The following is a 23,713-nucleotide window of genomic DNA, read 5'->3' on the forward strand; positions in this document are numbered from 1 at the left end:
AAGGTGGTCATTTTCTTATGATTATCGGAGTACCGAAAGAGATTAAAAACAACGAAAACCGTGTAGCGATTACACCATCGGGGGTTGTAAACCTTACAAAAGCAGGACATAAAGTATACATCGAAGTCGATGCCGGCCTTGGCAGTAACTTTACGAACGAGGAATACCAGAAAGCTGGCGCTCAATTAATTGAAAGCGCTGTAGATTTGTGGGCAGGTTCTGAAATGGTTATGAAAGTTAAAGAGCCGCTGCCATCAGAGTACACCTATTTCCGTAAAGGTCTGATCCTTTTCACCTACCTTCACTTGGCCGCGGAGCCTGAATTGACGAAGGCGCTTGTCGAAAACGAAGTAACGGCCATTGCTTATGAAACGGTGTCGGTTGACCAGAAACTTCCTCTGCTTACACCGATGAGTGAAGTAGCCGGACGGATGGCTACACAGATCGGTGCTCAGTATCTTGAGAAATCCTACGGCGGCATGGGCATTCTGCTAAGCGGCGTGCCTGGCGTTTCCCGTGGTAAAGTGGTCATTATCGGCGGTGGTATCGTTGGTACAAACGCGGCGAAGATTGCCATTGGTCTCGGTGCTCAGGTGACCATCCTTGACCTTAACCCGACACGTCTCCGTGAACTCGATGATCAGTTCGGTTCCGACATCCAGACATTAATGTCCAACCCGTATAACATCGCTGAATCGGTCAAAGAGGCAGATCTTGTCATCGGCGCTGTTCTCATTCCAGGAGCTAAAGCACCGAAACTGGTTTCCGAAGATATGGTGAAATCCATGAAGGAAGGCTCCGTCATTGTTGATGTGGCTATCGATCAGGGAGGAAACTTTGAAACGGTGGATCACATTACGACTCATGATGATCCAATCTATGAAAAACACGGTGTTCTTCACTATGCTGTTGCCAACATCCCGGGGGCTGTACCACGCACGGCAACCATCGGGTTGACGAATGTGACCATTCCGTATGCGCTGCAGATCGCCAACAAAGGGGTGACAGCTGCAGTGAACGACAATAAAGCCATCGAAGAAGGAGTCAACACAGCCAATGGTCATTTGACCTACGAAGCGGTTGCCCGTGATCTTGACTACTCCTACACACCGGTTTTGGAAGCTTTAAAAGAAATCGCCCACGCGTAATCAGATAAGATAAACGGGGTCAGGGTCTATCTTGGCTTTTTCAACGCAGACCATATATTATCGAGGGTGGTTGAGGTATGCCTGGTTATGGATAGCTAGGAAGTTTTTATAACCCAGGCGTATATTGATAGATAAAAAGGCATCTTCATCGATGCCTTTTTTACCTATATGGGTAGAATCAAATAGAATAAAAGAACAGAGGATGCTACAAAGATATAACCAAGCCACTTGCTTTTATCGATAAGAAATTCAATACCCAGCAGTAAATTTAGGATGGCTATGGTAGTAAAAATGACATCTTCACTTACATTAAAGCCTGGAACAAATAAATGCAGGGCTGCAAATACCAGGATGATAACTCCCAAAACAGTATTCACTCTTCTCATGCAAGTCCTCCAATAACCATTAGTATTGATTATTCCAGTTAATTTGTTGATTGCTAATAAGTTATCACTAATCTTTGAAAAGTACAAAAATTGGTTTAATAAATAAGTCTGGGCATTTTAGAAATAGAATGTTGTCTGCAGGAAATCTATAAAATTTATCTCTTATTCAGAATTACCACCTTACTTTTTCAACCTTCGCATCAGTAAAATCAAAAAAAGAGGATTTTTCGATTCAAGGAGATCCCGTCACATCACCAAACATGGTTTCCTTAGCAGCTTCTTAATCATCACGAGGATAACCCGTGCTGTAAATACAGCACGGGTTATCCTATATCCTTTTATTTAAGTGCAGTTCCCGGCCATTCAAAAAACGGCCGCTCCCCCTTCTCCCAGTCTTTATTCGTGAAACCACCGCCTCAAATGAATGATGCCTCATCTTCCTGCCTGCGTAAATAGTCACGATTCTTCTCATTCCCACATAATTTTCAGAATAGATAAACAGTTCAAACGACTCTGTATTTATTACCTATATTTTCCTATAATTGGTTGTATTCCTGATAGGAGGTTGATTATGAAAAAGAAGCACGTCATTCCAGTAGCTGTCTTATCGTCCGCTTTGTTCATGGGAACATTGGCCCCCGTACAGACCCAAGCCGTCAGCACATCAGACCAGACACAGGTTCAGCAGCAGATTGTACATAATCAGCAGAATAAGCCTTTTTTCAACAAAGAAAAAGGAGCGACATCCTCAAGTGCCACGGAAAAGTCAGCCCAGGAGCATTTGAAGAAAAATAAAAAGACGTATAACATTTCCACTCCGGATCAAAGCCTCAAACAGACCGACCTGAAAATCGATGATCTCGGGATGACCCATGTTACTCTCCAGCAGACGAAAAACGGTGTACCGGTCGAGGGCCACCTTGTTAAAGTGCATTACAATGAAGACGAACAAGTGGAAGCGGTCAACGGACAGTTTAATACTTCCATAGAAAAATCAAGCATGTCTACGAAACCATCGATTACGAAATCCAAGAGCATCGCCACCGCTGAAAAAGCAGTTTCCGCACCTGATGAACTAGTTGAATCTCCAACTGCAGAGCTCGTCGTCTACCCGTTCAACGACGAAAATTATCTGGCTTATAAAGTAAATGTCAACTTCCTTGGAGAATCACCGGGCAACTGGTTTGTTTATGTGGATGCACAAACAGGGAATGTCATCGACCAGTACAATACAATTATGCATGCCAGCTATAAAACATCCCGCGGCTTCGGTATCGGTGTTCTGGGTGATTACAAGACGCTTCATATATCCAAGGATATGAGCACTCAGGGGCGCGATTACTACCTGCTTGATCAGAGCCATGAGAACTTGGATGGCATCTATACCCTGGATGCTGAAAATCAATGGGTGCTTCCAGGCAAGCTGTTCTCCTCCTCGGATGCGGCTTTCCGCACTTCCTATGAACGACCGGCGGCAGATGCCCACTACAATTCCGAAGAAGTATACAAGTACTTCCTGGAGGAACACGATCGGAACTCAATCGATGGTGAAGGCATGCCGATCGTATCGACGGTTCATTTTGGTGAGGATTACAATAATGCCTTCTGGAATGGACAGCAGATGACCTACGGAGACGGTGATGGAGACTTCTTTATTCCTCTATCCGCAGGTCTTGACGTTGCTGCCCACGAAATGACCCACGGGGTGACGACTTTCTCAGCGGGGTTGAAGTACCGCTTCCAATCAGGAGCGTTGAATGAAGCTTTCTCCGATATTTTCGGAGCCCTGGTTGATGAAAGTGACTGGGAAATGGGTGAAGATATTATGGGAGCTGGAGCGAAAGCAGACGGCCGGACAGCCCTCCGCAGTTTGAGTGACCCGAGTAAGTTCCCTGTCAACGAAGCCTATGTCCCTTATGGTGATGGAAACGGCATGTATCCTTCCCATATGGACGAGTATTACGACCTGCCTATTGAACTCGATAATGGAGGCGTCCACATCAACTCCTCCATCATCAACCATGCGGCCTATCTGACCGGGCAGAAAATCGGCAGAGATAAGCTTGGTCACATTTATTACCGGGCTCTTACGGTATACCTGATGCCTGATTCTGACTTTGATCATGCGCGGGAAGTGATCATTCAATCAGCCGTCGACTTATACGGAGAAGACAGTCCTGAAGCAGAAGCCGCTGCCTACGGACTCGATGAAGTCGGTATCACAGGCTGATTTAAAGGAGGCTCCTATGAAGGGAGCCTCCGATTGGAGAGAAACCTTTTTTCTAGTGACTCCAAAGGAGCGGTCATCAATACTTGGTCATGGATAGGATTTTTTCCATGTAAGCGAAAGTAACGCAGCCTGTACTGTTCTTTATAAAAGAGCGAAGGAGTTATGGTCACCTTTCTCTTTTATCAGAGGGGAAAGCTATTTTCCCACAGGCATCGGCACGAGGAGCGTACGGTGGTGACGCCTGCGGGAACAGCGCGATCCGAAGATCGACTTGGTCAAATGGTTTTCTTGACCAAGTCAGCTGAGGCCGTGCCCGCGACAGGCATCCACCGATAAGCGGAACGTGCCCCCTCAACACGACATGCAGATAACTCTAACTGGATAATACGGATTTTTCTAAAGCCTGAGGCTCCCATTAAGGGAGCCTCTTTCATAAGAATGGGCGGGAGCTCTTATCAGAAGAGACGTGCTCAAGCCTTCGATACAAAGGATTCAAAATTTATTGATATACGAAACCAAAAGGAGGAAAAGCCTATGACAATGACTTTATCCAAGGAACATTTCGTCTATGCGATGGACAAGGATCATCCGCCCGCCTTACACGTTTCATCAGGCACAACGATTCAAGTGCATACATACGACTGCTTCCAGGGACAGATCAAGTCAGAGGACACCGAAATCAATGCCGTCGACTGGAACCGGATCAATCCAGCCACCGGCCCTGTCTATATTGAAGAAGCAGAGCCTGGAGATACACTGAAAGTCACGATTCAGGATATCCAGTTAGGGGACAAAGGAGTGATGGTCACCGGCCCTGATCTTGGTGTGATGGGCCACCGGATGGAAACATTCCAGGCGAAAGTCATTCCGATCCAAGGTGGAAAAGCGGTTTTCAATAAGGATTTATCCCTTCCGCTTAATCCTATGATCGGAGTGATTGGAGTGGCTCCTGAGGGGGACGCTGTGTCCTGCGGCACACCAGGCGCTCACGGAGGAAATATGGATACAAAAGAAGTAACGACAGGAGCCTCGCTCTTCTTCCCCGTTTTTCAGAAAGGAGCCCTGCTTTCCCTTGGAGATCTGCATGCAGCCATGGGAGACGGGGAAATCAGTGTCTCCGGTGTGGAAATTCCAGCTGAAGTTTCTATTCGCGTAGAGGTGATCAAAAATCGGACACTTCCTTTTCCTTTCCTGAAAAATGAAGACGGGATGAGTATTCTTGCCTCCAAAGAAACCCTGGATAAAGCAGTGGAAGCAGCGGTCGAACATATGATTGATTTTCTTCAGCCGAAGACAGACCTTTCTTTATCAGAACTGACGATGCTGATGAGTGCCGCCGGGCAGGTACAGGTCAGCCAAGTGGTCGATCCGTTGAAAACCGCCCGTTTCTTCGTGCCTGATCAAGTGCTTGAAGCCTATTCAATCTCCATCGAATAATTCCTGCTGGGTGGAAACACCCGGATGCCCTTAAATTTCGCCGGGGACGGGATTATTTTGAACGAAGGCAGGCATTCGATCCAAAAAAGAGCTGCAGCCGGGAAATACCAGCTGCAGCTCTTCTCGTATTGGACGTTCCGGCTCAGCGCTTCAATACACTCTTGAAGTGAGTGAAGGTGTCAAAGCTTGCTTTTCCATGATAGGCGCCCATACCACTGTTTCCTACACCACCGAACGGTAGGTAGTGGGAGGTCATATGGTTGATCGTATCATTAATCGCGCCGCCTCCGAAGGAAATGTTGGTAAAGACATCATTCTGAACGTCTTCGTCTTCTGTAAACAGGTATAAGGCTAATGGCTTCGGACGGTCCATGACAGCCTCAATGGCTTCAGACACTTCATCAAATGTGAGCACCGGGAGAATCGGACCGAAGATTTCGTCCTGCATCACATCATCCTCCCAGGAAACTTGATCGAGAAGCGTCGGCTCGATAAACAGGTTATCCTTATCCGTACGGCCGCCCATGAAGAGCCCGCCGTTATCTAAGAAGTTTTCAAGACGGTCGAAGTGCTTCCCGCTTACCACGTGTGGGTAGGTCTCAGCGGAAACTATATCCCCGTACGTGTTGACTTTCACTTCTTTGATTTTCTGCATCAATTCCTCTTTTACGTCGCTGTGGGCAAGGACATAATCAGGAGCGACACACGTTTGTCCGGCATTCATGAATTTACCTCCGGCAATACGGGCAGCCGCCTGGTCAAGGTCAGCGTCTTTGTGTACAATGGCTGGACTCTTGCCACCCAGCTCAAGTGTCGTCGGAGTCAAGGTCTTCGCAGCAGCTTCGGCTACGATTCGTCCGACGCCTGTACTACCTGTGAAGAAAATGTAGTCGAAGTTTTCTTTAAGCAGTGCGGTACTTGTTTCTACTTCCCCTTCCACTACATGGATATATTCTTCCTTAAAGTTCTCATTAATCATTGCGGCTAACAAGCTGGACGTATTCGGCGTTAACTCAGACGGCTTCAAAACAGCGGTATTCCCTGCGGCCACAGCCCCTACAAGTGGTGCCACAGCCAGCTGGACCGGATAGTTCCACGGAGAAATCACCAGGGTGGAACCATAAGGCTCAGGCTGGATAAAGCTTTTGGCACCGCCATGAGTGTCAGGAGTCGGGACTTCCTGCGTGGCCGTCCATGTATCCAGATTTTCAAGCATAAAATCAATTTCTGCCAGCACCAGACCGATTTCTGCACGTTTGGTCTCTTCTTCCGGCTTGTTCAAATCCGCCTTCACCGCATCGATGATCTCCTGCTGATGAGACGTCATATATTCTTTAATGGTTGTTAAAGCTTCTTTACGAAAAGCTGGATCCTTCGTCTTTCCACTACGGAAAAAGGATTTCTGCTTGTGTACCAGTTCTTGATAGTTTTCCATGATAAAGGTCTCCTTTTGAAAGTTAAGCAGTTAAACACCCTGATTGAGCAGGCTGTTACGCACCGGTTCTTCCCTGTGCATGAAACATTGAAACACCGGGGCTGGCTGAAGCAGTCGCGTGAACTCCTCCAACCAGGTGAGCGTGGCATCTAACTTACGCCTTTATAGCCGGGGAGTCAATTGATTTGTCTGGAAATGGAGCGGAGCTTTCCACTGGAAGACATTCAAAAAAAACCCTGACGCGACTTTCCATCACGTCAGAGGCCTTGTTTTTTAAAGAGCAGATCTCTGCTCACTGACTGCATTCGTCTGTCTAAGATTGAATAGAAGGATGAGCGCAAAAGCCGCCAACCCAATAAAGTCGGTCCATAGGCCGGGATAAATCAGCAGCAGGGCGCCTGCTCCGGCAAGAAAACGAAACCCTGTGGAGACCTTTTTCTTCAAGTAACCCTCTGTCATGATGGACAGAAGGAAAACGCCGATGAGGGACGTAACGGTAATCGTCACGATGTTCATAACCGTCGCATCGATCATTAACATTTCGTGCGAAAACACAAACATGAAGGGCACAATAAATCCGGCAATCGCCAGCTTCATCGCTTGGAAACCGGTTTTGTTCGGATCACCGCCTGCGACTCCGGCTCCGGCGAAGGCAGCAAGAGCTACAGGTGGAGTAATGTTGGCGAAGATACCAAAGTAAAACACAAACATATGGGCAACAAACGTCGCCGTTTCTGTCGATCCTGCCAGCTCTCTGTAAAGCGGCAGCTGGAGAAGAATAGGCGCAGCCATCGTACTTGTAATGATATACGTCGGGATACTCGGCAGCCCCATGCCTAAAATAATGGACGTGATCATCGTAAGCACCAGCGTAATGATCAGCTGGATCAGCGGACTGTTCACCGCACTTCCAATACTTACGATACTGTTGGCGATTTCCAAGGCTACACCTGTTAAGGAGGCAATCCCTACAACGATTCCTACCGCTCCGCAGGCAATGGCAACGGGTACCGTTGTTTTGGCCCCTTCCTCCAAAGCCTTCAGGCAGTCGACAATGCCCACTTCATCGCCTTCCATCCGGAGACGTTTTCTCCATAGATTAATAGCAAGTGGAACGGCTACGATCAGCATCAGCTCCCACCAGTCACTCCGTACGTTCGGGACGGCGCTGCCGGAAAGAACCGCAGACAGCTGCGGCTGGAAGATGAGAAATAGAGAAATTCCCAGGATAACAGGAATCATCCGCTTTGAACCGGCAATGACGACAGTCGCGATAATGGACCAGAATGCCGCATAAAACGGAGTCTTCCCGGAAAACAACAGGTAGAGCAGAGTGAGCATTGGAATGATGAGGTGCCCGCGTTCAGCAATCACTTCTTTCACCGATGGCAGTTCACTTTTAGGCAGTCCTTGAAGCCCTCGCTTCGCCGCGCGGAAATGAACCTGAAGTAAAATTCCTACGTAGAACAAAAGAGCGGGAATAATTCCAGCAAGAATGATCTTGGTATAAGCGACGTTCAAATTTTCGGCCATAATAAAAGCGGCCGCCCCCATGATTGGAGGAAGGATCTGTCCACCCACACTGGCTGCGGATTCAACGGCTCCCGAAAAGTTCTTTTTATAGCCGATTTTCTTCATCAATGGGATCGTAAACGTTCCTGTCGTAACGACATTGGCGATCGCCGAGCCATTAATCGAACCTAAAAACCCACTGGCGATGACCGCCACCTTGGCAGGACCGCCTTTCGTATGTCCGGCCACGGCAAGCGCCAGGTCGTTAAACAACTGCCCCATACCGGACCGGGCAAGAAAAGCCCCGAATAAGATGAACAGAATAATGTAGCTCGCCGAAACACCGATGGCCGTTCCGAGAACCCCTTCCGTGATGAAAACAAGCTGGGCAATGATCTGCTTCGACACACTGGTAATAATGACGCCGTTCAAATCAGGATAGACGGACAATTTCACATAAAATCCGTAAACCAAAAAGCCGAGCCCAAGCAGGGTAAGCCCCCATCCCGTCACCCTTCTTGTAATATCAAATAAAAGAAGCAGAATGAGAATCCCGACATAGAAATCCATATCGTTGATCTGACCCCCGGATTGAATAATCCGTTCAGCCGTCAAGAACATGTACAAGCCGGCAAATATCGATAGCCCTGCCGTGATGTAATCATAAACCGGGACGTTCCTGCTTCCCCTTTTTCTAACAAAAGGGTACAGTAAAAATCCAAGTGTCATTAAGGTATAAAGGTGGATACTCCGTTGTTTTATATCCACGAGCGAACCGGCATAGGACGTGTATAAATGAAATAAGGATAACGAAACAGCCAGGACAGAAATCGCAAGCGCCATTGGCTTTACAAAGTCCGTCCGGGTTGTGCTTTCCCGATCATACTTTTCTGCCGTGTCACTGTTCTGTTTGTTCATCATCATAACTCTCCCTTCCAACCCTGCCACTTCAGAACGATAAACTTCCAGGCGGGCATACGATTGACCGATACTTGATAAGCCGTCTTTTCATCCAGCTGGTACGTGATATCTTTCCCATAGGAAAGCCGGTGTTCTGTTGTTTCTCCCGTGCGGAAAGCGAGACTGCTCCCGATTGGCTGATGAATGCCGTCCATGTACACCCAGCCGTCCCGGACATACGTATCCTCCCCTGTATTATGGGGAACACCGGCCCCGAATGTTTTAAAGCGTGTCCCAGTCAGGGTGATCCCCCCATCCTGGACGATGAATCGTTCTTCCCAATCCTCTTTCTCAACGGAGTGCTCCCAGCGGATGCGGAACTCCTGCTCCGGATTCGTAAGATGAACAACGTCGATCTTCTCTTCTTTGGATAGGGTGAACGCTTCGACCGTATAAAAGACAGAGAACAGGAAAATAGTGCAGACACCGATGAGGAAGACATAGTAGATTTTCATCCTAATAAAGGGCACCGGATCAACGATGCCCTCTCCCCTTTACTCTAAAATTCCCTGTTCTTCATAAAATTTCTCGGCACCGGGATGCAGCGGTGCAATCAAGCCTTTCGCAATTTCATCTCTGTCCAGTTGTTTTAAGGCTCCAACGGAAACTTCCTCAGTACCCAAATACTCGTAATACCGTTTTGTCATGTCATAAACGACGTCTTCACTTACATCTTTGGAAACGATAATCATGTTCTGAATTCCGACCGTTTCCACTGCTTCATCAAGATCATAGGCTGCTTCATTTCCAGCTTCGATGGTATTCGACTTATAGAAAGGGTACTTGTCCATTAACGTCTTGGCTGTCTCCCCGCTGATTTCAACGAACTGAATGTCTGTCTGCTGCATCAAATCGGTAATATTGCTGTTGGGAACGCCTGATGTAAAAAAGGCCGCATCCAGATTTCCGTTCTTCATTTCCTGCACGCTGTCGGCGTAGCCCGTATGCGTAACTTTGGAAAGATCATCATACGTAATATCTTCGGCCTCCAGGACTTTCTTCGCACTCTGTTCCACGCCGGAACCGACTTTTCCAACTCCGACTTTTTTGCCTTTCAAATCAGCCACAGATGTTATGCCGCTGTCTTTTAATGCGACAATCTGGACAACATTCTGGTACATCCCTGCCATAGCCTGAATATCGACCGCATTTCCATCAAACTGTCCCTGCCCTTCAATCGCGTCATAACCGACATCACTCATAATGATTGCCATCTGGTTCAATCCATCCTTGATATTCTGGATATTTGCGACAGAGGCTCCTGTGGATTCCACAGTTACGTTCGCTACACTGTCACTTTCCTCAAATACAGGCTTAACAGCACCGCCGATGGGATAGTATGTCCCTGATGTTCCCCCTGTTCCAAATACAATCGATTCAGAGCCCCCGGATCCGGACGCCTCTTCTGAATCCCCGCTGCCTCCACAAGCAGCTAAAAATGCCGTCAGCATCAGTACAGATATAAGAAATACACGCTTCATCATAAGATTGCCTCCAATTCGTAATATTCTAAAAATAATGGTAACGCTTACAAAAAAGATTGAGAATATTACGGACATAATGGACATTTTGGTCTTTTTGGTCATAAAAAAACTCCCCTGCACATAAGGAGAGTCAAGATTTTATCCGATAGCGGTTCACCGGGCGGCCTACCGTCCCATACTGGATATCGATGACCACTGATCCTTCTTTCTGAAGATATTCCAGATATCTTCTTGCCGTGACGCGGGCCGCTCCGATTTCTTCGGCCGCTTCCTCTGCCGACAGCGGGTGCGGGGCGGATTGTAAGACATGGAGCACTTGATTGAGCGTCTGCTCATTCAAGCCCTTCGGAAGCACTTTATTCCCCGCAGGGACAGCTGCCCCAAAAAGTTCATCCAGCTGGATCTGGCTGAGTTCCCCGTCCCCGCTGACGGTCGTCCGGTAGGTTCTGTACTTGTCCAGAGCGTGCTGCAGACGTTCAAATTTGAATGGCTTGATGATGTAGTCAATAACTCCGTACTGGTACATCGTTCGAATGGTTTCTTTCTCTTTTGAAGCCGTAATGGCGATCACATCGGCTTGGACACCGTTTGCACGCAGCAGCTTCAACGTCTCTACCCCGTTTAATTCGGGCATGTACACATCGATGATAATCAGCTGTGGGGTATGTTGGACCGCCAGCGCGACGCCTTCCCTCCCATTGGAAGCCACATCCTGCACCTTGAAAGGAGGCACCCTTTCTATAAACTGCCGGTTGACTTCCTGAACCATTGGATCATCTTCAATCAAAAGAACATCAAGCGTTTCTGACTGCCTGCTCATCCTGTCCCTCCTCGATGATAAGTGGTAGATCAATGATCATGGTTGTCCCCTCTCCTTCCGTTGATTTTACTGTTATTTTTCCCATGGCCTGATCCACAAGATTTTTGATCAGATACAATCCGATCCCGGACCCATGATCTCCTTTCGTGGAAAAGCCCTTGGTATACATCTGCCGGCTTATTGAGGGGCTCATCCCTATCCCATTATCTTCTACGATGATTGAGCACGTTTCTTCGTCCTGCAGAACCGCCACCCGGATCGTCTTTTCATCCTGCTGGATTCCTTCAAAGGCGTGAAAGGCATTTTCTATCAGATTTCCCAGTATGAGCACCATGTCATGATGGTCCCAGAGCGGAGGAAATACAGGCAGTCCGCTGTCTTCCTCTACAGAAACATCAATACCCAATTCCTTACCTCTGGCTATTTTACTTAAAAGAAGGCCGGCAATGCTGTAATCCTGGAAGGCGGCCAGAAGCGAGCGCGACAGCTTCTCCTGCTTTTCCGATATGTCAAATACATACTGAAGTGCTTCCTCATTCTGTTCCAGCTGAATCATCCCAGCAATCGTATGAAGCTTATTGCGATGCTCATGGTTCTGGACACGCAGCGCGTCGACAAAAGCCTTCACCCCCGTCAGCTCTTCGGCGAGACGGGTCACTTCTGTACGATCCTGGAAAATCAGGACAGCTCCGGCGTACCGGCCCTCCACTTTGATCGGAATGCTCGTGAAAAGAAGGAGCTTCATGCCGGCCCTGATTTCTCGATTAAACACGGGCTCTCCCACCGTGAGGACATGATCAAGTTTCAGACCGGGGGTGAGATTATGTAAAGACTTTCCTTTGGATAGTCCGGTAAAATGAAGGAGGATTCTTGCTTTTTGGTTCATTAAAGTGACTTTTCCCGATGCGTCCACCGTCACAATTCCTTCATTCATGGCTTCAAATGCTGCGGTCCGCTCTTCATAAAGCTGGACAATTTCGTGAGGCTCCAAAGCAAACATCTGCTCTTTTAAATGACGGGCAAGCAGCCAGGACCCGGCAATCCCAAAAAGAGAAGTAAGCAGAAGAACAATCCCTATTTCGTTTTTCATCGCCCAGATGATTTCCCCCACAGAGGGGAGGATTTCACCGACCACTACGACCCCGATCTGCTCATGGTTCTCATCCATGACAGGGACAAACCCGCGGACAGCCGTCCCGGATTCTCCTTTCGCTTTGGAGGTGTAGCTGTGTTCAGCAAAAGCCGGCCCTTCATCTCTGCCTGAAGAAAGACTGCCCAGCTGGTCTTCGACAGGGTGCGAGTAGCGGATGCGGTTCATGTTAAGAACAACGATGTAATTCGATTGGTACACGGTGCGCATCTGTTCGACTACGGGCTGAATATTCTTCCAGCCTCTCGGCTCTTGGAGGTTATTCCGGACCTCCGGAAGATTCGCGATCGTCTGCCCGGTCAGGAGCGCCCGTTCCCCCAGCTCTTCTTCTTTCGTCTCGACCGTATGGCCGACAATGAGGATTCCACCGATCATCAAAGAGAAAAGGACCATACCAAACGATAGAATGGTAATCTTCCAGCGAATCGGCATGCGTTTCAGTGACATGGATTTACTCCTTTCCCCCTTTGTCCTTCCAGTGTATCATCTTCCCGGCGGATTATGGTACACTTGTGTAAACGATTTCAGGGAGTGCTGCCATTGAGAACTTTTGCACTCATTGCTCTCTTCATTTTCAGCGGAGTGCTGGCGGCGTTTGTTTTCGGTTTTGATCTTAAAGATACGGTCCAGCCGCTGGAATATGATGATGAACAGGAGGGCCTGGAGGATCAGGTGGTTATTAAATTCAGTCACGTCACTTCTGAGCACACCCCTAAGGGTTTGGCGGCCCGTAAGTTTGCCGAGCTTGTAGAGGCACGGACCAATGGGACCATTTCTGTAGAAATCTATGCCAACGGATCTTTGTACAACGATCAGGATGAGCAGCAGGCCCTTAAAGAAAACCGGGTACAGATGATTGCACCCGCTACGTCTAAGCTCACTTCGCAATTTCCCAAATTCCAAATTCTGGACCTTCCTTATGCTTTTTCCTCCTATAAGGAAGTCAGAAAAGCATATGAGGGATCGATTGGACGGACACTGCTTGCTGAACTGCATACGTCCGAAATGAAGGGGATGGGGTTCTGGTATAACGGCTTTAAGCAAATGACAAGCCGCACAAAGGCTCTGCTCCATCCGGCCGACTTTGAACAGATGCATTTCCGAAGGATGCCAAGCCCGGTGATTGAGAGGCAGTTTCAGGCGCTGGATGCGAGTACAAGCCTGCTTCCCTTTAATAAAACCTATCAAAACTTGAATGTGGAATTCATTCAAGGCCAGGAAAACACCACTTCGAACATTTATACGAAAAAGATGTATGAGACGCAGGACCATTTAACAGTAAGCAATCACGGCTACCTTGGCTACATCGTCCTGACGAATGAAACCTTCTGGAAGAACCTATCCCCCGAACAGCAGAAGATCATCGAGTCTTCGCTGGCAGATACAACCGATTGGATCCGCCGCCATTCCATTGAAACAAACGATGCCCACCTCAGAGAATTGAAGCGCACCGAATCCATCAGCATCCATTATCTGGACAAGGAGCAGCAGGAGATATGGAGACATGCGCTGGAACCGGTTTACATAGAAACAGAGAAATTCACGGGCAGAGAATTGATACAGGAACTTAACCAAATCAAGGATCAGTAAAGGAGGAGGACAAATGAATACGATTTTTGTAGCCGGCCATGCCAAACTCCCTGCAGGGATGGCCGCCAACCATATTTCGGAATCTTTAACTTTGACACTTGAGGTGGATAGAAAATATGGAGTGATCGTCGATGCTTCCTGTACCCTCGCTACCGAGCACGGCCGGAGTTTCGTTAAAGCGTTATTAAAGGGATACAGTTTACAGGACGGTGTGGATGAGCCGGCCTCCAAGCTGAAAGAAGGATACTTAGGAAAGGCCGGGAACGCTCTGGAGGCTGCTCTTAAAGATTCTCATAAGCAGTACCTTCTCCATCAATAATTGAATCATATGGAAAACCCGTACGATGATGGAAGATTAAGATCATTGTACGGGTTTATTTTATCGATTCGACCACTGATTATGTTTTTTACAGGCCGATTTCCATAACGGCTTTCGGACTGGGAGATTGGAGGAACCTCCTGCGCAGAAGCCTTCCCTCCAACGTTTTTCGCCGGGCCCTTTGATCAGCTCATCGAAACCCTTTCCCTTTCCAGAGCAGGCAGTTTACGAGCAATCTCCTTCCCGATTTCCAATGAAGCGGTGGCTGCCGGGGAAGGGGCATTGCATACGTGAACGGTCCGTTTCCCTGGAATGATATAAAAATCGTCCACGAGCTTCCCATTTTTCAACATCGCCTGAGCCCGTACGCCGGCATCCGTCGGTACAACATCGTCCGCTTTGATATCGGGGACGAGACGCTGCAGGCTCTTCACAAAGCTTTCCTTATGAAAGGAGCGGATCATTTCTTTCATTCCTTCCTTCATATTGGCTCCTGCAAGCTTCCAAAAACCCGGGAATGTCAACACCTCTTTCATGTCCCTCCACTGCATGTCCACTTTGCGGTAACCTTCCCGTTTAAGACTTAACACCGCATTCGGCCCGGCATGAACACCTCCATCCATCATTTTCGTCAAATGAACTCCTAAAAAGGGGAAGTCCGGATTGGGAACCGGGTAGATCAGCCCTTTTACAAGGTGGCGTTTTTCCGGAACCAATTCGAAATATTCACCACGGAATGGGACAATCTTCACATCCGTATGAATGCCGCTCATGGCTGTTATCCGGTCACTGAATAAGCCGGCACAGTTGACCATATACCTGGCATAAATGGTCCGGGCGGTCGTTTCAATGACAACCTCATCCTGCTTCTCCACGATATCCTGTACAGGGGAGCCCAGGAAAATGTCGGCTCCCCCTTTTTTCAACAGCTCCATGAGTTTCCGGCTGACCTTTTTATAATCGACAATGCCCGTGCTCGGTACTTTCAACCCGGCGAGCCCGTTGACATAAGGCTCAACATCGTGCAGCTCCTCTTTTGTAAGGCGTGTAACGTTCAACCCATTCTGCCCGACCCGTTCATAAAGTGCTTCCATGCGGGGAAGCTCCCCGGGTTCTGTGGCCACAAGAACTTTCCCGCAGACATCGTGGGGCACCTCGTTCTCCTCACAAAACTGCACCATAGAATTCCTGCCTTGAACGGCCATCCTCGCTTTCAGGCTTCCAGGTTTATAATAAACACCGGAATGGATCACCCCACTGTTCCGGCCGGTTTGATGAGCCGCAATCTCCGTTTCTTTTTCAACAATAGCGATGGAGGCGTGTGGGTATTTGTTCTGCAGCGCATAAGCTGTAGACAGCCCGACAATCCCTGCCCCGATAATCGTGTAATCATACATATCCATGCCCCCTGCCTTTTACTTGGAAAACCGTCCCCGCTGTCGCAGAAGCTCTCTGTGAAGGTTGGTATTCTCTTCGAAAGCTCCGCGTCCGTGAAGCCAGAAGCGGTTGTTCAGCATGACCAGATCTCCTGCTGGGAGTTCCAGCTCGACTAAGTTTGCCGAGTTCTCCATCGACTGGGATAGATCCTTCAAATACTGTGCCTGTTTGATCGTTTCTGGATAAACAAATTGATCAATGAAGCAGATGCACGTTTCGTTGTTCCACGTATAAAAGGTCTCCCTCTGCACATCCTCGCTTACATTTTTACTTGCAGGTGCCTTGTACGTAAACGGATAATCCGCCAGCGCATGACTTCTGTAGTAATCCAGGTCCTCCCACTCATCCAAATGAAGAAGGCGTGAATGTCCACCGGTGGCATTCTCCTCTTCCATCTTCATCATCAGCAGCCAGTCCGTCGGCTCATCGACATACGTCCCATCCGTATGAAGGGTAAACCGCCGGTAAGCCTGACGAAGGTAGGAATCACTGTCATCCGTGTGCTGGACAAAGAAACGGGCGTAATATTTTTTCGACATCGCATCAAAATTCGGAATGCCTGCCAGGTGGGAAAACGCCGTTGAAAATTTCACGTAATCCTGAGCATCCATCGTCGTGCCCTCCACGCCTGCTGTAAACCCTCCGGAACGCCGGTCATTCAGAATCGTCGTCACATATGTTTGGAAATCATCGTCCAACACATTCAGTAAAGCTTGAGCCGTCAACAGCCGCTGGTAAGGGATATACTCAAGCTGCTCATCACTGATGCCTTTCACGTCTTCCAGGAATTTTTGAACCGCCTCTGGATCCAGTTCAATCGTATACAAACGTTCATGCCTTTCATGTGGTTGAATGGTATATCCGCTTCCTGAAAACACCGGTAATGACTCTTTTCTAACGTCTACAGCACACATAAACATTCTCCTTTTTTATGATAGAGTGGGTCCCCAGGCCTGGGTACGAAAAAAAGCCAGTCTTCCTCCACTAGAAGGAAAACTGGCTTGTAACTGCGGATAGTCTCCGGGTTTCGGAGATTGGGCAGTTTTAACAGTTTGATAACGTAGTACCGTTCATGGCAGACCGCAATAGAAAAGGGGATACCTTTTTTAAGTCTGCTTTCTACTTTTAAGGTTATATCTTTTACAATTTTCTGTCAACCTACATTTTTCATTCAAGAAAAAAGAAACAGGTTGTTATTTCCATAGATAGACCCCTGTCAGAATCAATCCCCACAAAGGAATCGATAACAACACCGCCCACAGCAGCCCCTTCATGAAATTCCCTTCTTCTTTCACCATTTGACCACCTCTTTGCTTCCAGTGTAGCCAAACGAGCTGCTTTTTATAGGAGCTAGATCATCAAAATTCCTCGGCCCTCTCTTTTACCATCTGCGTTTTCTGCTGACGTGTATAAGCATAATAAAAGATCCCGAGTACGAGAAGAACGATCATTCCGCTGATTTGATAAGTCACACGAAAGCTTGTCATGGAAACGAGCAAACCTAAAACATAGGAGCCTGCTGCGATTCCTGTGTCATACATCATGAAAAAGGTGGCTGTGGCATGGCCGCTCCGATGCTCTGGAGCAGACTGGACAGCCATCGTTTGGAAACTCGGAAGCAGCGAGCCATAGCCAAGTCCGATGATGGCTCCGGCGAGCAGCATACCCCATAAGGAATCGATATACCCAAGCAGAATCAATCCTCATGCAAAAAGAAGCAGACTCGGCAGAATGACAATGCTTGGCCCTTTCCTATCAAATGCCCGGCCGAGAGAAGGACGTGAAACAATCATCACAACAGCGAAGACGACAAAGAAATAGCTGGATACTCCTCCAAGTCCCAGAGAATTCGCATATACGGATATAAACGACACAATACTGGAATAGGAAAAAGCAACAAGGCTGGCGATCAACGCTGTCGGCAGGGCTCTCGTTTCAAATAAATCATGAAAAGATACCTTGGCTGCTTTCTGTTCAGTCTTCGGTACAGCTTTTTCACCTGAAGAGCGGATCATCAATGAACTGATCACACCAAGCAGCATAAACACACTCAAAACAATAAACAATGTCTCAAAAGCGGCGGCCTGAAGAATCGATAGACCGACAAACGGACCGACAACGACAGCCACATTCATGGACATCGCAAAATAGCCAAGCCCTTCTCCGCGTCTCTGTGCGGGAACAACATCGGCTGCAATAGCTCCCGTTGCTGTCGTTACAACAGCAAAGGAAAGACCGTGAATAAATCTCAAGACCATCAGTCCTTCAAATTGCGAGATCGTCAAATAAAAGATCATCGTAATCATATAAAGGGAGACCGCCGCAATCAGACCTTTTTTCTTCCCGGTCTTCTCCAAAAACCTGCCGGAAAACGGCCGGATCAAGATGGCAGCCACCATGATGGCCGTCACGACGAGCCCTCCCTGGGCCTCGTTGCCGCCCAGTTCATCGATCACGTAAATGGGGAGGGTGGTAAGCAGCGCGTAAAAGGTCACAAAGACAAAGAAATGCGTCAGCGAAACGCTGATAAAGTTTTTTGTCCAAATCGGCTGTTTAGTCTTCTCCATCGTGATCATCCTCCTGTATGATCATTCTTTCCAGGAGACCTCGGAGCTGCTTTTCTTCTTCCTCTGTGAGCCCAAGCAGCTGTTCATCTTCATACTTTCGTATACTTGCGGCAATCTCATCCCTCTGTTGTTCTGCCTCCGGCGAAATGTGAATGATGCGCTGCCGCTTATCAGCTCCCTGCTTACGGACGAGCCACCCTTTTTCCTCCAGACGGGTAATCGTACGGGTGACAGTTGGTGCTTCCACATTCAAATACTGCCAGATTTCTTTCTGTGTCATCGGCCCCATCGTGTGGAGCGTATAAATGACCGCCCACTGGGACATGTACAGATCATATTCCTTCAGCTTTTCATTCATCCTTTGGTTTAACCGTCTCACCTGTTGGTTTAACAAGTGCAGAATATTATGATCGGATCGATCCATTCTATCACCCCTTAAATTATTTACCTAAGTAAGTATTTTGCATACAGACAATCTTAAAGGCTGTGGGGGTTCTTGTAAAGCGGTGGGGCTTTAAAGATGCGAAGGGAGAGGGGGGAGGCGGCCGGAGGTGATGGCTGGGGATATCAATTATTTTTGGAAGATATCGATTTATTTTCCGATATATCAACCAGATATTTCATATATCAGTCTAATCGCAAATATATCAACGAATCGGCAGAACCACCCCTGGTCCCACCGTCATATTTCCCGGGAAATCACCCGGAAATTACAAAAGGGGCGGAGATCCGCCCTTCACCTGTTACCTGCCCTCAAAAGAAGGCTTCCTTTTTCCGAGAAATGCCCGGGCACCTTCATTTTTGTCCTCTGAGTTGAACAGGACCGCCTGAGACAGCCGCTCGAGCATTAAAGCTGTCTTCATATCCGTTTCCGCTCCCATATGCACAGAAAGCTTTGCGAGCTGAACGGCGAGCGGACCCTTAGACAGAATGCCCGCACTTGTTTCCTCCACCTCTGCGCGGAGCCGTTCCGGTGTCACGACTTTCGTGACAAGACCGACCGCCAGGGCTTCTTCCGCTGAAATCATTTTCCCTGTCAAAATCATTTCCAGTGCCTTTCCTTTTCCCACTAAGCGGGTCAGGCGCTGGGTACCTCCGGCGCCTGGAATGATGGATAACGCCAATTCCGGAAGGCCGAAGGAAGCATGGATGGAAGCGATACGGATATCGCAGCTCATGGCCAGTTCACAGCCGCCGCCGAGAGCAAATCCATTGATCATGGCTATGGTCGGCTTTTGAAAAGCTTCCACCTTGTCGTACAACTGCTGCATATCACCGTTTTTCAAGGCGTCCAGGGCTTCCGCTTCCGTCAGCTGCTGAATATCAGCCCCGGCGGCGAATGCTTTCTCTCCTTGTCCAGTAAAAACAACGACGCCGGCTTCATCATCTCTCTCTGCCCAGTCCAGTGCGTCTTCTATTTCATCAAGAACGGCCTGGTTCAAGGCATTCCGGACCTCAGGACGATTGATCACAATATAAGCAAGCCGATCTTCTTTGACATACACTATGTTTTCATATTCCACAATACCGCTCCCTTTCTAAGATTCTGTATTTAAACCCGTTCAAACAGCATCGCCATGCCTTGACCGCCCCCTGCACACAACGCAGCGAGTCCATACCTTTCCTTTCTCCGCTTCATTTCATGAATCAGCGTCGTCACAATCCGCGTCCCACTTGCCCCGACCGGATGCCCTAGAGCAATCGCTCCGCCGTTGACATTCACGATATCGGAATCCACTTCCAGCTCCCGGATAACGGCAAGTGCCTGGGCAGCAAAAGCTTCATTCAACTCTATCAACCCGGTATCCTTCAGACTCAGGCCTGTGCGGTCCATCAGCTTTTGGACAGCGGGTACAGGACCGATCCCCATGATTTCCGGGGAGACACCGGCCACCGCCCAGTCCGTGATTTTGACAAGAGGGACACACCCCATTTCATCGGCCTTTTCCCTCGTCATCATGACCACAGCTGAGGCCCCGTCATTACGTCCACAGGAATTGCCGGCGGTTACTGTGCCGTTATCCTTAAATACCGGACGAAGAGCGGCCAGCTTTTCCTTTGTCGTCTCGGGGCGGGGATGCTCATCATCCCGGAGAGTTTGAACGCCTTTTCTACCTTTCACTTCATAAGGGATCACTTCGTCTAAAAAAATTCCTGCCTCTACAGCGGCTGCAGCACGCCGCTGGCTCTCAAGCGCAAATTCATCCTGATCTTCTCTGGAGATGCTGTAACGTTCGGCGACATTTTCAGCAGTTAAGCCCATCCCGAGATCAGGTCCGTACAATTCTTTCGGCTGCTGACCGGCTTCCTTATGGGAATCCACTAAGACCGGATCTCCTTCCCCGAACCTTGCCTGTCTTAAATAGAGGGGGGCGCGGCTCATACTCTCTGTACCGCCCGCCACTACAATATCAGCCTGTTGAAAAGCAATCTGCTGCACACCAGAAGCGATGGCTTCCATCCCGGATGCACACAACCGATTGATCGTATACGCCGGTGATGAGTCAGGAATTCCTGCTCTTAACGAAGCCACACGGGCGACGTTGGAAGACTCCGTCGTCTGCCGGACCTCCCCAAGAATCACTTCATTGATATCAGTTCTCTTCAATCCTGCAGCGTCCACGGCTCCCTCAACTGCATGGGCAGCCAGGTGGCCGGAAGATACATTCCTAAGTGTACCGCCATACCGGCCGACAGGTGTCCGTACAGCACTTACGACAACGATTTCCTCCTTCATGGGGGGACTCCTTCCATCAGCGGGCATACTCCTTCCGCAGCTGCCCGGCTATGATATTTTTTTGAATCTCAGATGTTCCTTCATAAATCCTTGTGATCCTCGCATCTCTGTAAAAGCGCTCCACCGGATAATCCGAGATGTAGCCGATCCCGCCGTGTATCTGGACCGCTTTATCAGCCACGCGGTTATAGACTTCCGATCCATAAAGCTTCAGCATGGCGGATTCTTTGATGACCTTCTCACCTTGATCCACCATCCAGGCTACGCGGTACGTAAAGGAGCGGAGCGCTTCGATTTCTACGGCCATTTCTGAAATCATATGGGCGACGGCCTGATGCTCAATGATCGGTACAGAAAACTGTCGGCGGTCTTCGGCATACTGCATCGACATATCCAGCAGTTTCTGACAGGAGCCCAGGTTCCTTGCAGCAAGACCAGCCCGGCCGTTGGCGAGAATCTTCAAGGCATTCACATACCCTTCCCCTTCTTTCCCGAGCACGTTACCCTCCGGCACTTCACAATCTTCGAGAATGATCTCGGCCGACTGGGAACCGTGGAGGCCCATCTTCGGTTCCACAGCCCCGACCTTGAAGCCGGGATAATCTTTTTCTACGATAAACGAGGTGATTCCCTTCGCCCCTTGTTCAGAATCTGTGACGGCCATCACTGTAAACACATCCGCTACGGTGGCATTGGTGATGTAATGCTTGGTTCCGTTTAAAATATAACGGTCACCTTTTTTCACTGCCGTTGTCTTTAAAGCACTGGCGTTGGACCCAGCTCCAGGCTCGGTCAGGGCAAAAGCCCCCAGCGACGTTCCTGCCGCCATCCGTGGCAGGTACTTGGCTTTCTGCTCTTTGGTCCCAAGCTCGACAATCCCCACGCTGCCAATGCCTGTATGTGCGCCGATCACTGTTGTATATCCGTTGTGTGTCGCACCGATTTCTTCATAGAGGGCGCATTTTCCGACCATAGAAATCCCCAGTCCGCCGTATTCCTCCGGGATGCTCAATCCGAACAGCCCAAGGTCGCGGGACATCGTCATAATCGATTCCGGAATACAGTCTTCCTTTTCAATCACTGTGGCAGCCCCTTCCACCTCTGTCTGCACAAAATCTCTGACACTCTTTTTCAACGCTGTCGTCTGTTCGTCCAGTTGAAAATCCATGGCCACCTACCCCTCTCCTTATTTATTGAAAAAAGAAACCCGGCGACGCCATAGGAATCACCAGGTTGTTCATGACAATCAATCGTTGACTTCAATCGTTACTATTTCTCCGTTTTCCACAGCAGCAATGCTTAAATCCGTCGCAAAACCGCCATCTTTACCAACCTCTTCAATGGTGTACACTTCTTTTTCCTCCGGCAGCGCATCGAGCCCATCCTGAATATGACTGCGGATGGCTTTTGGATCGTCAACGCTGCCTGCGGCCTTCATCGCTTCCATCAATATATTCAGCGCTACATAATGGTAACCCGCTTCAGATCCCGGCACTTCATCGTGCTCTTCTTTATACTTTTCAATAAACGCAGGGGTGCCAGGGTATTCAGAATTGGCCAGCGGCAGAACACCGACGGAACCTTCCAGCGCTTCATATGATCCTGTAACCGCCTCCATTTCATCAAGCTTGGCCTGGTCCATAACCATAAAGCCGCCTTGGAATCCAAGCTCCCGTGCCTGCTTCGCTACTTTAGCGGTCGGCTCTGAGGGGCCGCCGATAAACAGAACGTCCGGATCTTCCTTCAACGCATTGGTCACGAGGGTGAAAAAGTCAGTATCCTTGGAAAAATCAATCGAGGAATTGTACACCACTTCCCCGCCTTGTTCCTTCCAGTAAGGCACAATGGCTTCTGTCCAGTCCTTCCCATACTGCGAGGCCGTTGGCAGGGCCGCCAGCTTCATGCCGTGGTTTTCCATCGCATAGGATGTAAATGGTTCAAGATAGCCGTCATAGCTTGGGGGAACACGGACCGTCAGCGTGTTTCCTTCAGCTGTAACCGCAGGCTCACTCGTGTAGGCACCAATCAAAAAGTTCTCCTGTTCATTGAATACCTGCATCGCCTTGATCCCGCCGCTGTGCGGGGAGAAAATGACCGGCGTATTGTTCTCTTGAATCAGCCGCTTGGCGTTGGCGGCTGTTTCATTCGGCAGATACTTATCATCCAGCGACACAAGATTGAACTTATACGTCTGATCTTCGATCTCAAAACCGCCATTGTTGTTGATTTCATCCACTGCAAGCTTGAGTCCGTTTAATGTACGCTCGCCGTAATAGGCAGCCGGTCCGCTCAATGGACCACTGTAGCCGATACTGACAACTTCCTCTCCTTCTTCAACCTCCGGTGCTTCGGACTCCGTCTCACTGCCTCCTCCGCTTGCGGACTGGTTCGATGGATTATCAATACAGCCGGCGAGAAGAAGCAGCAGGACGGCGAATAGGAAAACGCCTGAACCTTTGATCATTTTCATAAAAGATCCCCCTCGTTTTGGAATGATTTTT

At 48.8% G+C, this 23,713-nt stretch carries 21 protein-coding genes; 5 read left to right on the plus strand and 16 right to left on the minus strand.

Annotated features, from left to right (window positions below; genetic code table 11):
* The first annotated feature begins 17 nt into the window (after positions 1–17).
* On the plus strand, positions 18–1,148 hold the full coding sequence (gene ald, locus GLV97_RS00500) for an alanine dehydrogenase (protein WP_160888688.1): 1,131 nt from the start codon (positions 18–20) through the stop codon (positions 1,146–1,148).
* A 164-nt stretch (positions 1,149–1,312) separates the two neighbouring features.
* Here ald and GLV97_RS00505 read toward each other — a convergent pair whose 3' ends face one another.
* Entirely contained in the window at positions 1,313–1,534 is a 222-nt protein-coding gene (locus GLV97_RS00505) for a hypothetical protein (protein ID WP_160888689.1), read from the minus strand.
* 571 nt (positions 1,535–2,105) lie between these two features.
* Here GLV97_RS00505 and GLV97_RS00510 point away from each other — a divergent pair.
* Positions 2,106–3,764, plus strand: coding sequence for a M4 family metallopeptidase (locus tag GLV97_RS00510; RefSeq protein ID WP_160888690.1), 1,659 nt, complete (start codon positions 2,106–2,108; stop codon positions 3,762–3,764).
* Between the two features lie 534 nt (positions 3,765–4,298).
* Positions 4,299–5,201 (plus strand): acetamidase/formamidase family protein, encoded by a 903-nt coding sequence (locus GLV97_RS00515; protein WP_160888691.1) that lies wholly within the window; start codon positions 4,299–4,301, stop codon positions 5,199–5,201.
* Positions 5,202–5,343: 142 nt separating this feature from the next.
* Here GLV97_RS00515 and GLV97_RS00520 read toward each other — a convergent pair whose 3' ends face one another.
* The 6 genes from GLV97_RS00520 to GLV97_RS00545 form a co-directional block, all read right to left on the minus strand.
* Entirely contained in the window at positions 5,344–6,636 is a 1,293-nt protein-coding gene (locus tag GLV97_RS00520; protein ID WP_160888692.1) for an aldehyde dehydrogenase, read from the minus strand.
* A 273-nt stretch (positions 6,637–6,909) separates the two neighbouring features.
* The gene (locus GLV97_RS00525; RefSeq protein WP_237417305.1) at positions 6,910–9,069 is read right to left on the minus strand and encodes a TRAP transporter permease; all 2,160 of its coding nucleotides are present in this window, start codon (positions 9,067–9,069) and stop codon (positions 6,910–6,912) included.
* Complete coding sequence (locus GLV97_RS00530; protein ID WP_160838079.1) at positions 9,069–9,563, minus strand: DUF1850 domain-containing protein; 495 nt, start codon at positions 9,561–9,563, stop codon at positions 9,069–9,071. Before GLV97_RS00530 ends, GLV97_RS00525 begins: the two co-directional genes overlap by 1 nt.
* Before the next feature lie 39 nt (positions 9,564–9,602).
* Complete coding sequence (locus GLV97_RS00535; protein ID WP_160838077.1) at positions 9,603–10,592, minus strand: TAXI family TRAP transporter solute-binding subunit; 990 nt, start codon at positions 10,590–10,592, stop codon at positions 9,603–9,605.
* A gap of 130 nt (positions 10,593–10,722) precedes the next feature.
* The gene (locus GLV97_RS00540) at positions 10,723–11,412 is read right to left on the minus strand and encodes a response regulator (RefSeq protein WP_160838075.1); all 690 of its coding nucleotides are present in this window, start codon (positions 11,410–11,412) and stop codon (positions 10,723–10,725) included.
* Complete coding sequence (locus GLV97_RS00545) at positions 11,387–13,009, minus strand: ATP-binding protein (RefSeq protein WP_160888693.1); 1,623 nt, start codon at positions 13,007–13,009, stop codon at positions 11,387–11,389. The genes GLV97_RS00540 and GLV97_RS00545 overlap by 26 nt, the downstream gene beginning before the upstream one ends.
* 93 nt (positions 13,010–13,102) lie before the next feature.
* Between GLV97_RS00545 and GLV97_RS00550 the strand changes: the two genes are divergently transcribed.
* On the plus strand, positions 13,103–14,152 hold the full coding sequence (locus GLV97_RS00550) for a DctP family TRAP transporter solute-binding subunit (protein ID WP_160888694.1): 1,050 nt from the start codon (positions 13,103–13,105) through the stop codon (positions 14,150–14,152).
* Positions 14,153–14,165: 13 nt separating this feature from the next.
* Positions 14,166–14,471 carry a DUF3870 domain-containing protein gene (locus tag GLV97_RS00555; protein ID WP_160888695.1) on the plus strand — a complete coding sequence of 102 codons (306 nt, stop codon included), beginning with the start codon at positions 14,166–14,168 and terminating at the stop codon, positions 14,469–14,471.
* A 185-nt stretch (positions 14,472–14,656) separates the two neighbouring features.
* On the opposite strand, the gene lhgO is transcribed toward GLV97_RS00555, so the two are convergent.
* From lhgO to GLV97_RS00595, 9 genes are all read right to left on the minus strand, one after another.
* Positions 14,657–15,868 carry an L-2-hydroxyglutarate oxidase gene (gene lhgO, locus GLV97_RS00560; RefSeq protein ID WP_160888696.1) on the minus strand — a complete coding sequence of 404 codons (1,212 nt, stop codon included), beginning with the start codon at positions 15,866–15,868 and terminating at the stop codon, positions 14,657–14,659.
* An 18-nt stretch (positions 15,869–15,886) separates the two neighbouring features.
* Positions 15,887–16,822, minus strand: coding sequence for a glutarate dioxygenase GlaH (gene glaH, locus GLV97_RS00565; protein WP_160888697.1), 936 nt, complete (start codon positions 16,820–16,822; stop codon positions 15,887–15,889).
* A gap of 444 nt (positions 16,823–17,266) precedes the next feature.
* Positions 17,267–17,608, minus strand: a complete 342-nt coding sequence (locus tag GLV97_RS20240) for an MFS transporter (RefSeq protein WP_337194067.1) — start codon at positions 17,606–17,608, stop codon at positions 17,267–17,269.
* A 3-nt stretch (positions 17,609–17,611) separates the two neighbouring features.
* Positions 17,612–18,475, minus strand: a complete 864-nt coding sequence (locus tag GLV97_RS00570; RefSeq protein ID WP_337194068.1) for an MFS transporter — start codon at positions 18,473–18,475, stop codon at positions 17,612–17,614.
* Entirely contained in the window at positions 18,462–18,899 is a 438-nt protein-coding gene (locus tag GLV97_RS00575; RefSeq protein WP_160888698.1) for a MarR family winged helix-turn-helix transcriptional regulator, read from the minus strand. The genes GLV97_RS00570 and GLV97_RS00575 overlap by 14 nt, the downstream gene beginning before the upstream one ends.
* Before the next feature lie 319 nt (positions 18,900–19,218).
* Positions 19,219–19,998, minus strand: a complete 780-nt coding sequence (locus GLV97_RS00580) for an enoyl-CoA hydratase-related protein (RefSeq protein ID WP_160888699.1) — start codon at positions 19,996–19,998, stop codon at positions 19,219–19,221.
* A gap of 29 nt (positions 19,999–20,027) precedes the next feature.
* On the minus strand, positions 20,028–21,212 hold the full coding sequence (locus GLV97_RS00585; RefSeq protein ID WP_160888700.1) for a thiolase family protein: 1,185 nt from the start codon (positions 21,210–21,212) through the stop codon (positions 20,028–20,030).
* 16 nt (positions 21,213–21,228) lie between these two features.
* Positions 21,229–22,380 (minus strand): acyl-CoA dehydrogenase family protein, encoded by a 1,152-nt coding sequence (locus GLV97_RS00590; RefSeq protein WP_160888701.1) that lies wholly within the window; start codon positions 22,378–22,380, stop codon positions 21,229–21,231.
* Between the two features lie 78 nt (positions 22,381–22,458).
* The gene (locus tag GLV97_RS00595; RefSeq protein ID WP_160888702.1) at positions 22,459–23,682 is read right to left on the minus strand and encodes an ABC transporter substrate-binding protein; all 1,224 of its coding nucleotides are present in this window, start codon (positions 23,680–23,682) and stop codon (positions 22,459–22,461) included.
* Positions 23,683–23,713 lie beyond the last annotated feature (31 nt).

This window comes from Halobacillus litoralis (assembly GCF_009856355.1).
Lineage (GTDB): Bacteria > Bacillota > Bacilli > Bacillales > Halobacillaceae > Halobacillus > Halobacillus litoralis_B.

What these genes read in the sequence shown, in the direction of transcription:
- glaH (WP_160888697.1), bottom strand. Translation starts at nt 16,822, where the DNA reads ATGTGTGCTGTAGACGTTAGAAAAGAGTCATTACCGGTGTTTTCAGGA.
- GLV97_RS00595 (WP_160888702.1), bottom strand. Translation starts at nt 23,682, where the DNA reads ATGAAAATGATCAAAGGTTCAGGCGTTTTCCTATTCGCCGTCCTGCTG.
- GLV97_RS00555 (WP_160888695.1), top strand. Translation starts at nt 14,166, where the DNA reads ATGAATACGATTTTTGTAGCCGGCCATGCCAAACTCCCTGCAGGGATG.
- GLV97_RS00545 (WP_160888693.1), bottom strand. Translation starts at nt 13,009, where the DNA reads ATGTCACTGAAACGCATGCCGATTCGCTGGAAGATTACCATTCTATCG.
- GLV97_RS00530 (WP_160838079.1), bottom strand. Translation starts at nt 9,563, where the DNA reads ATGAAAATCTACTATGTCTTCCTCATCGGTGTCTGCACTATTTTCCTG.
- lhgO (WP_160888696.1), bottom strand. Translation starts at nt 15,868, where the DNA reads ATGTATGATTACACGATTATCGGGGCAGGGATTGTCGGGCTGTCTACA.
- GLV97_RS00505 (WP_160888689.1), bottom strand. Translation starts at nt 1,534, where the DNA reads ATGAGAAGAGTGAATACTGTTTTGGGAGTTATCATCCTGGTATTTGCA.
- GLV97_RS00585 (WP_160888700.1), bottom strand. Translation starts at nt 21,212, where the DNA reads ATGAAGGAGGAAATCGTTGTCGTAAGTGCTGTACGGACACCTGTCGGC.
- GLV97_RS00515 (WP_160888691.1), top strand. Translation starts at nt 4,299, where the DNA reads ATGACAATGACTTTATCCAAGGAACATTTCGTCTATGCGATGGACAAG.
- GLV97_RS00575 (WP_160888698.1), bottom strand. Translation starts at nt 18,899, where the DNA reads ATGGATCGATCCGATCATAATATTCTGCACTTGTTAAACCAACAGGTG.
- GLV97_RS00590 (WP_160888701.1), bottom strand. Translation starts at nt 22,380, where the DNA reads ATGGATTTTCAACTGGACGAACAGACGACAGCGTTGAAAAAGAGTGTC.
- GLV97_RS00510 (WP_160888690.1), top strand. Translation starts at nt 2,106, where the DNA reads ATGAAAAAGAAGCACGTCATTCCAGTAGCTGTCTTATCGTCCGCTTTG.
- GLV97_RS00520 (WP_160888692.1), bottom strand. Translation starts at nt 6,636, where the DNA reads ATGGAAAACTATCAAGAACTGGTACACAAGCAGAAATCCTTTTTCCGT.
- GLV97_RS00570 (WP_337194068.1), bottom strand. Translation starts at nt 18,475, where the DNA reads ATGGAGAAGACTAAACAGCCGATTTGGACAAAAAACTTTATCAGCGTT.
- GLV97_RS00540 (WP_160838075.1), bottom strand. Translation starts at nt 11,412, where the DNA reads ATGAGCAGGCAGTCAGAAACGCTTGATGTTCTTTTGATTGAAGATGAT.
- GLV97_RS00535 (WP_160838077.1), bottom strand. Translation starts at nt 10,592, where the DNA reads ATGATGAAGCGTGTATTTCTTATATCTGTACTGATGCTGACGGCATTT.
- GLV97_RS00525 (WP_237417305.1), bottom strand. Translation starts at nt 9,069, where the DNA reads ATGATGAACAAACAGAACAGTGACACGGCAGAAAAGTATGATCGGGAA.
- ald (WP_160888688.1), top strand. Translation starts at nt 18, where the DNA reads ATGATTATCGGAGTACCGAAAGAGATTAAAAACAACGAAAACCGTGTA.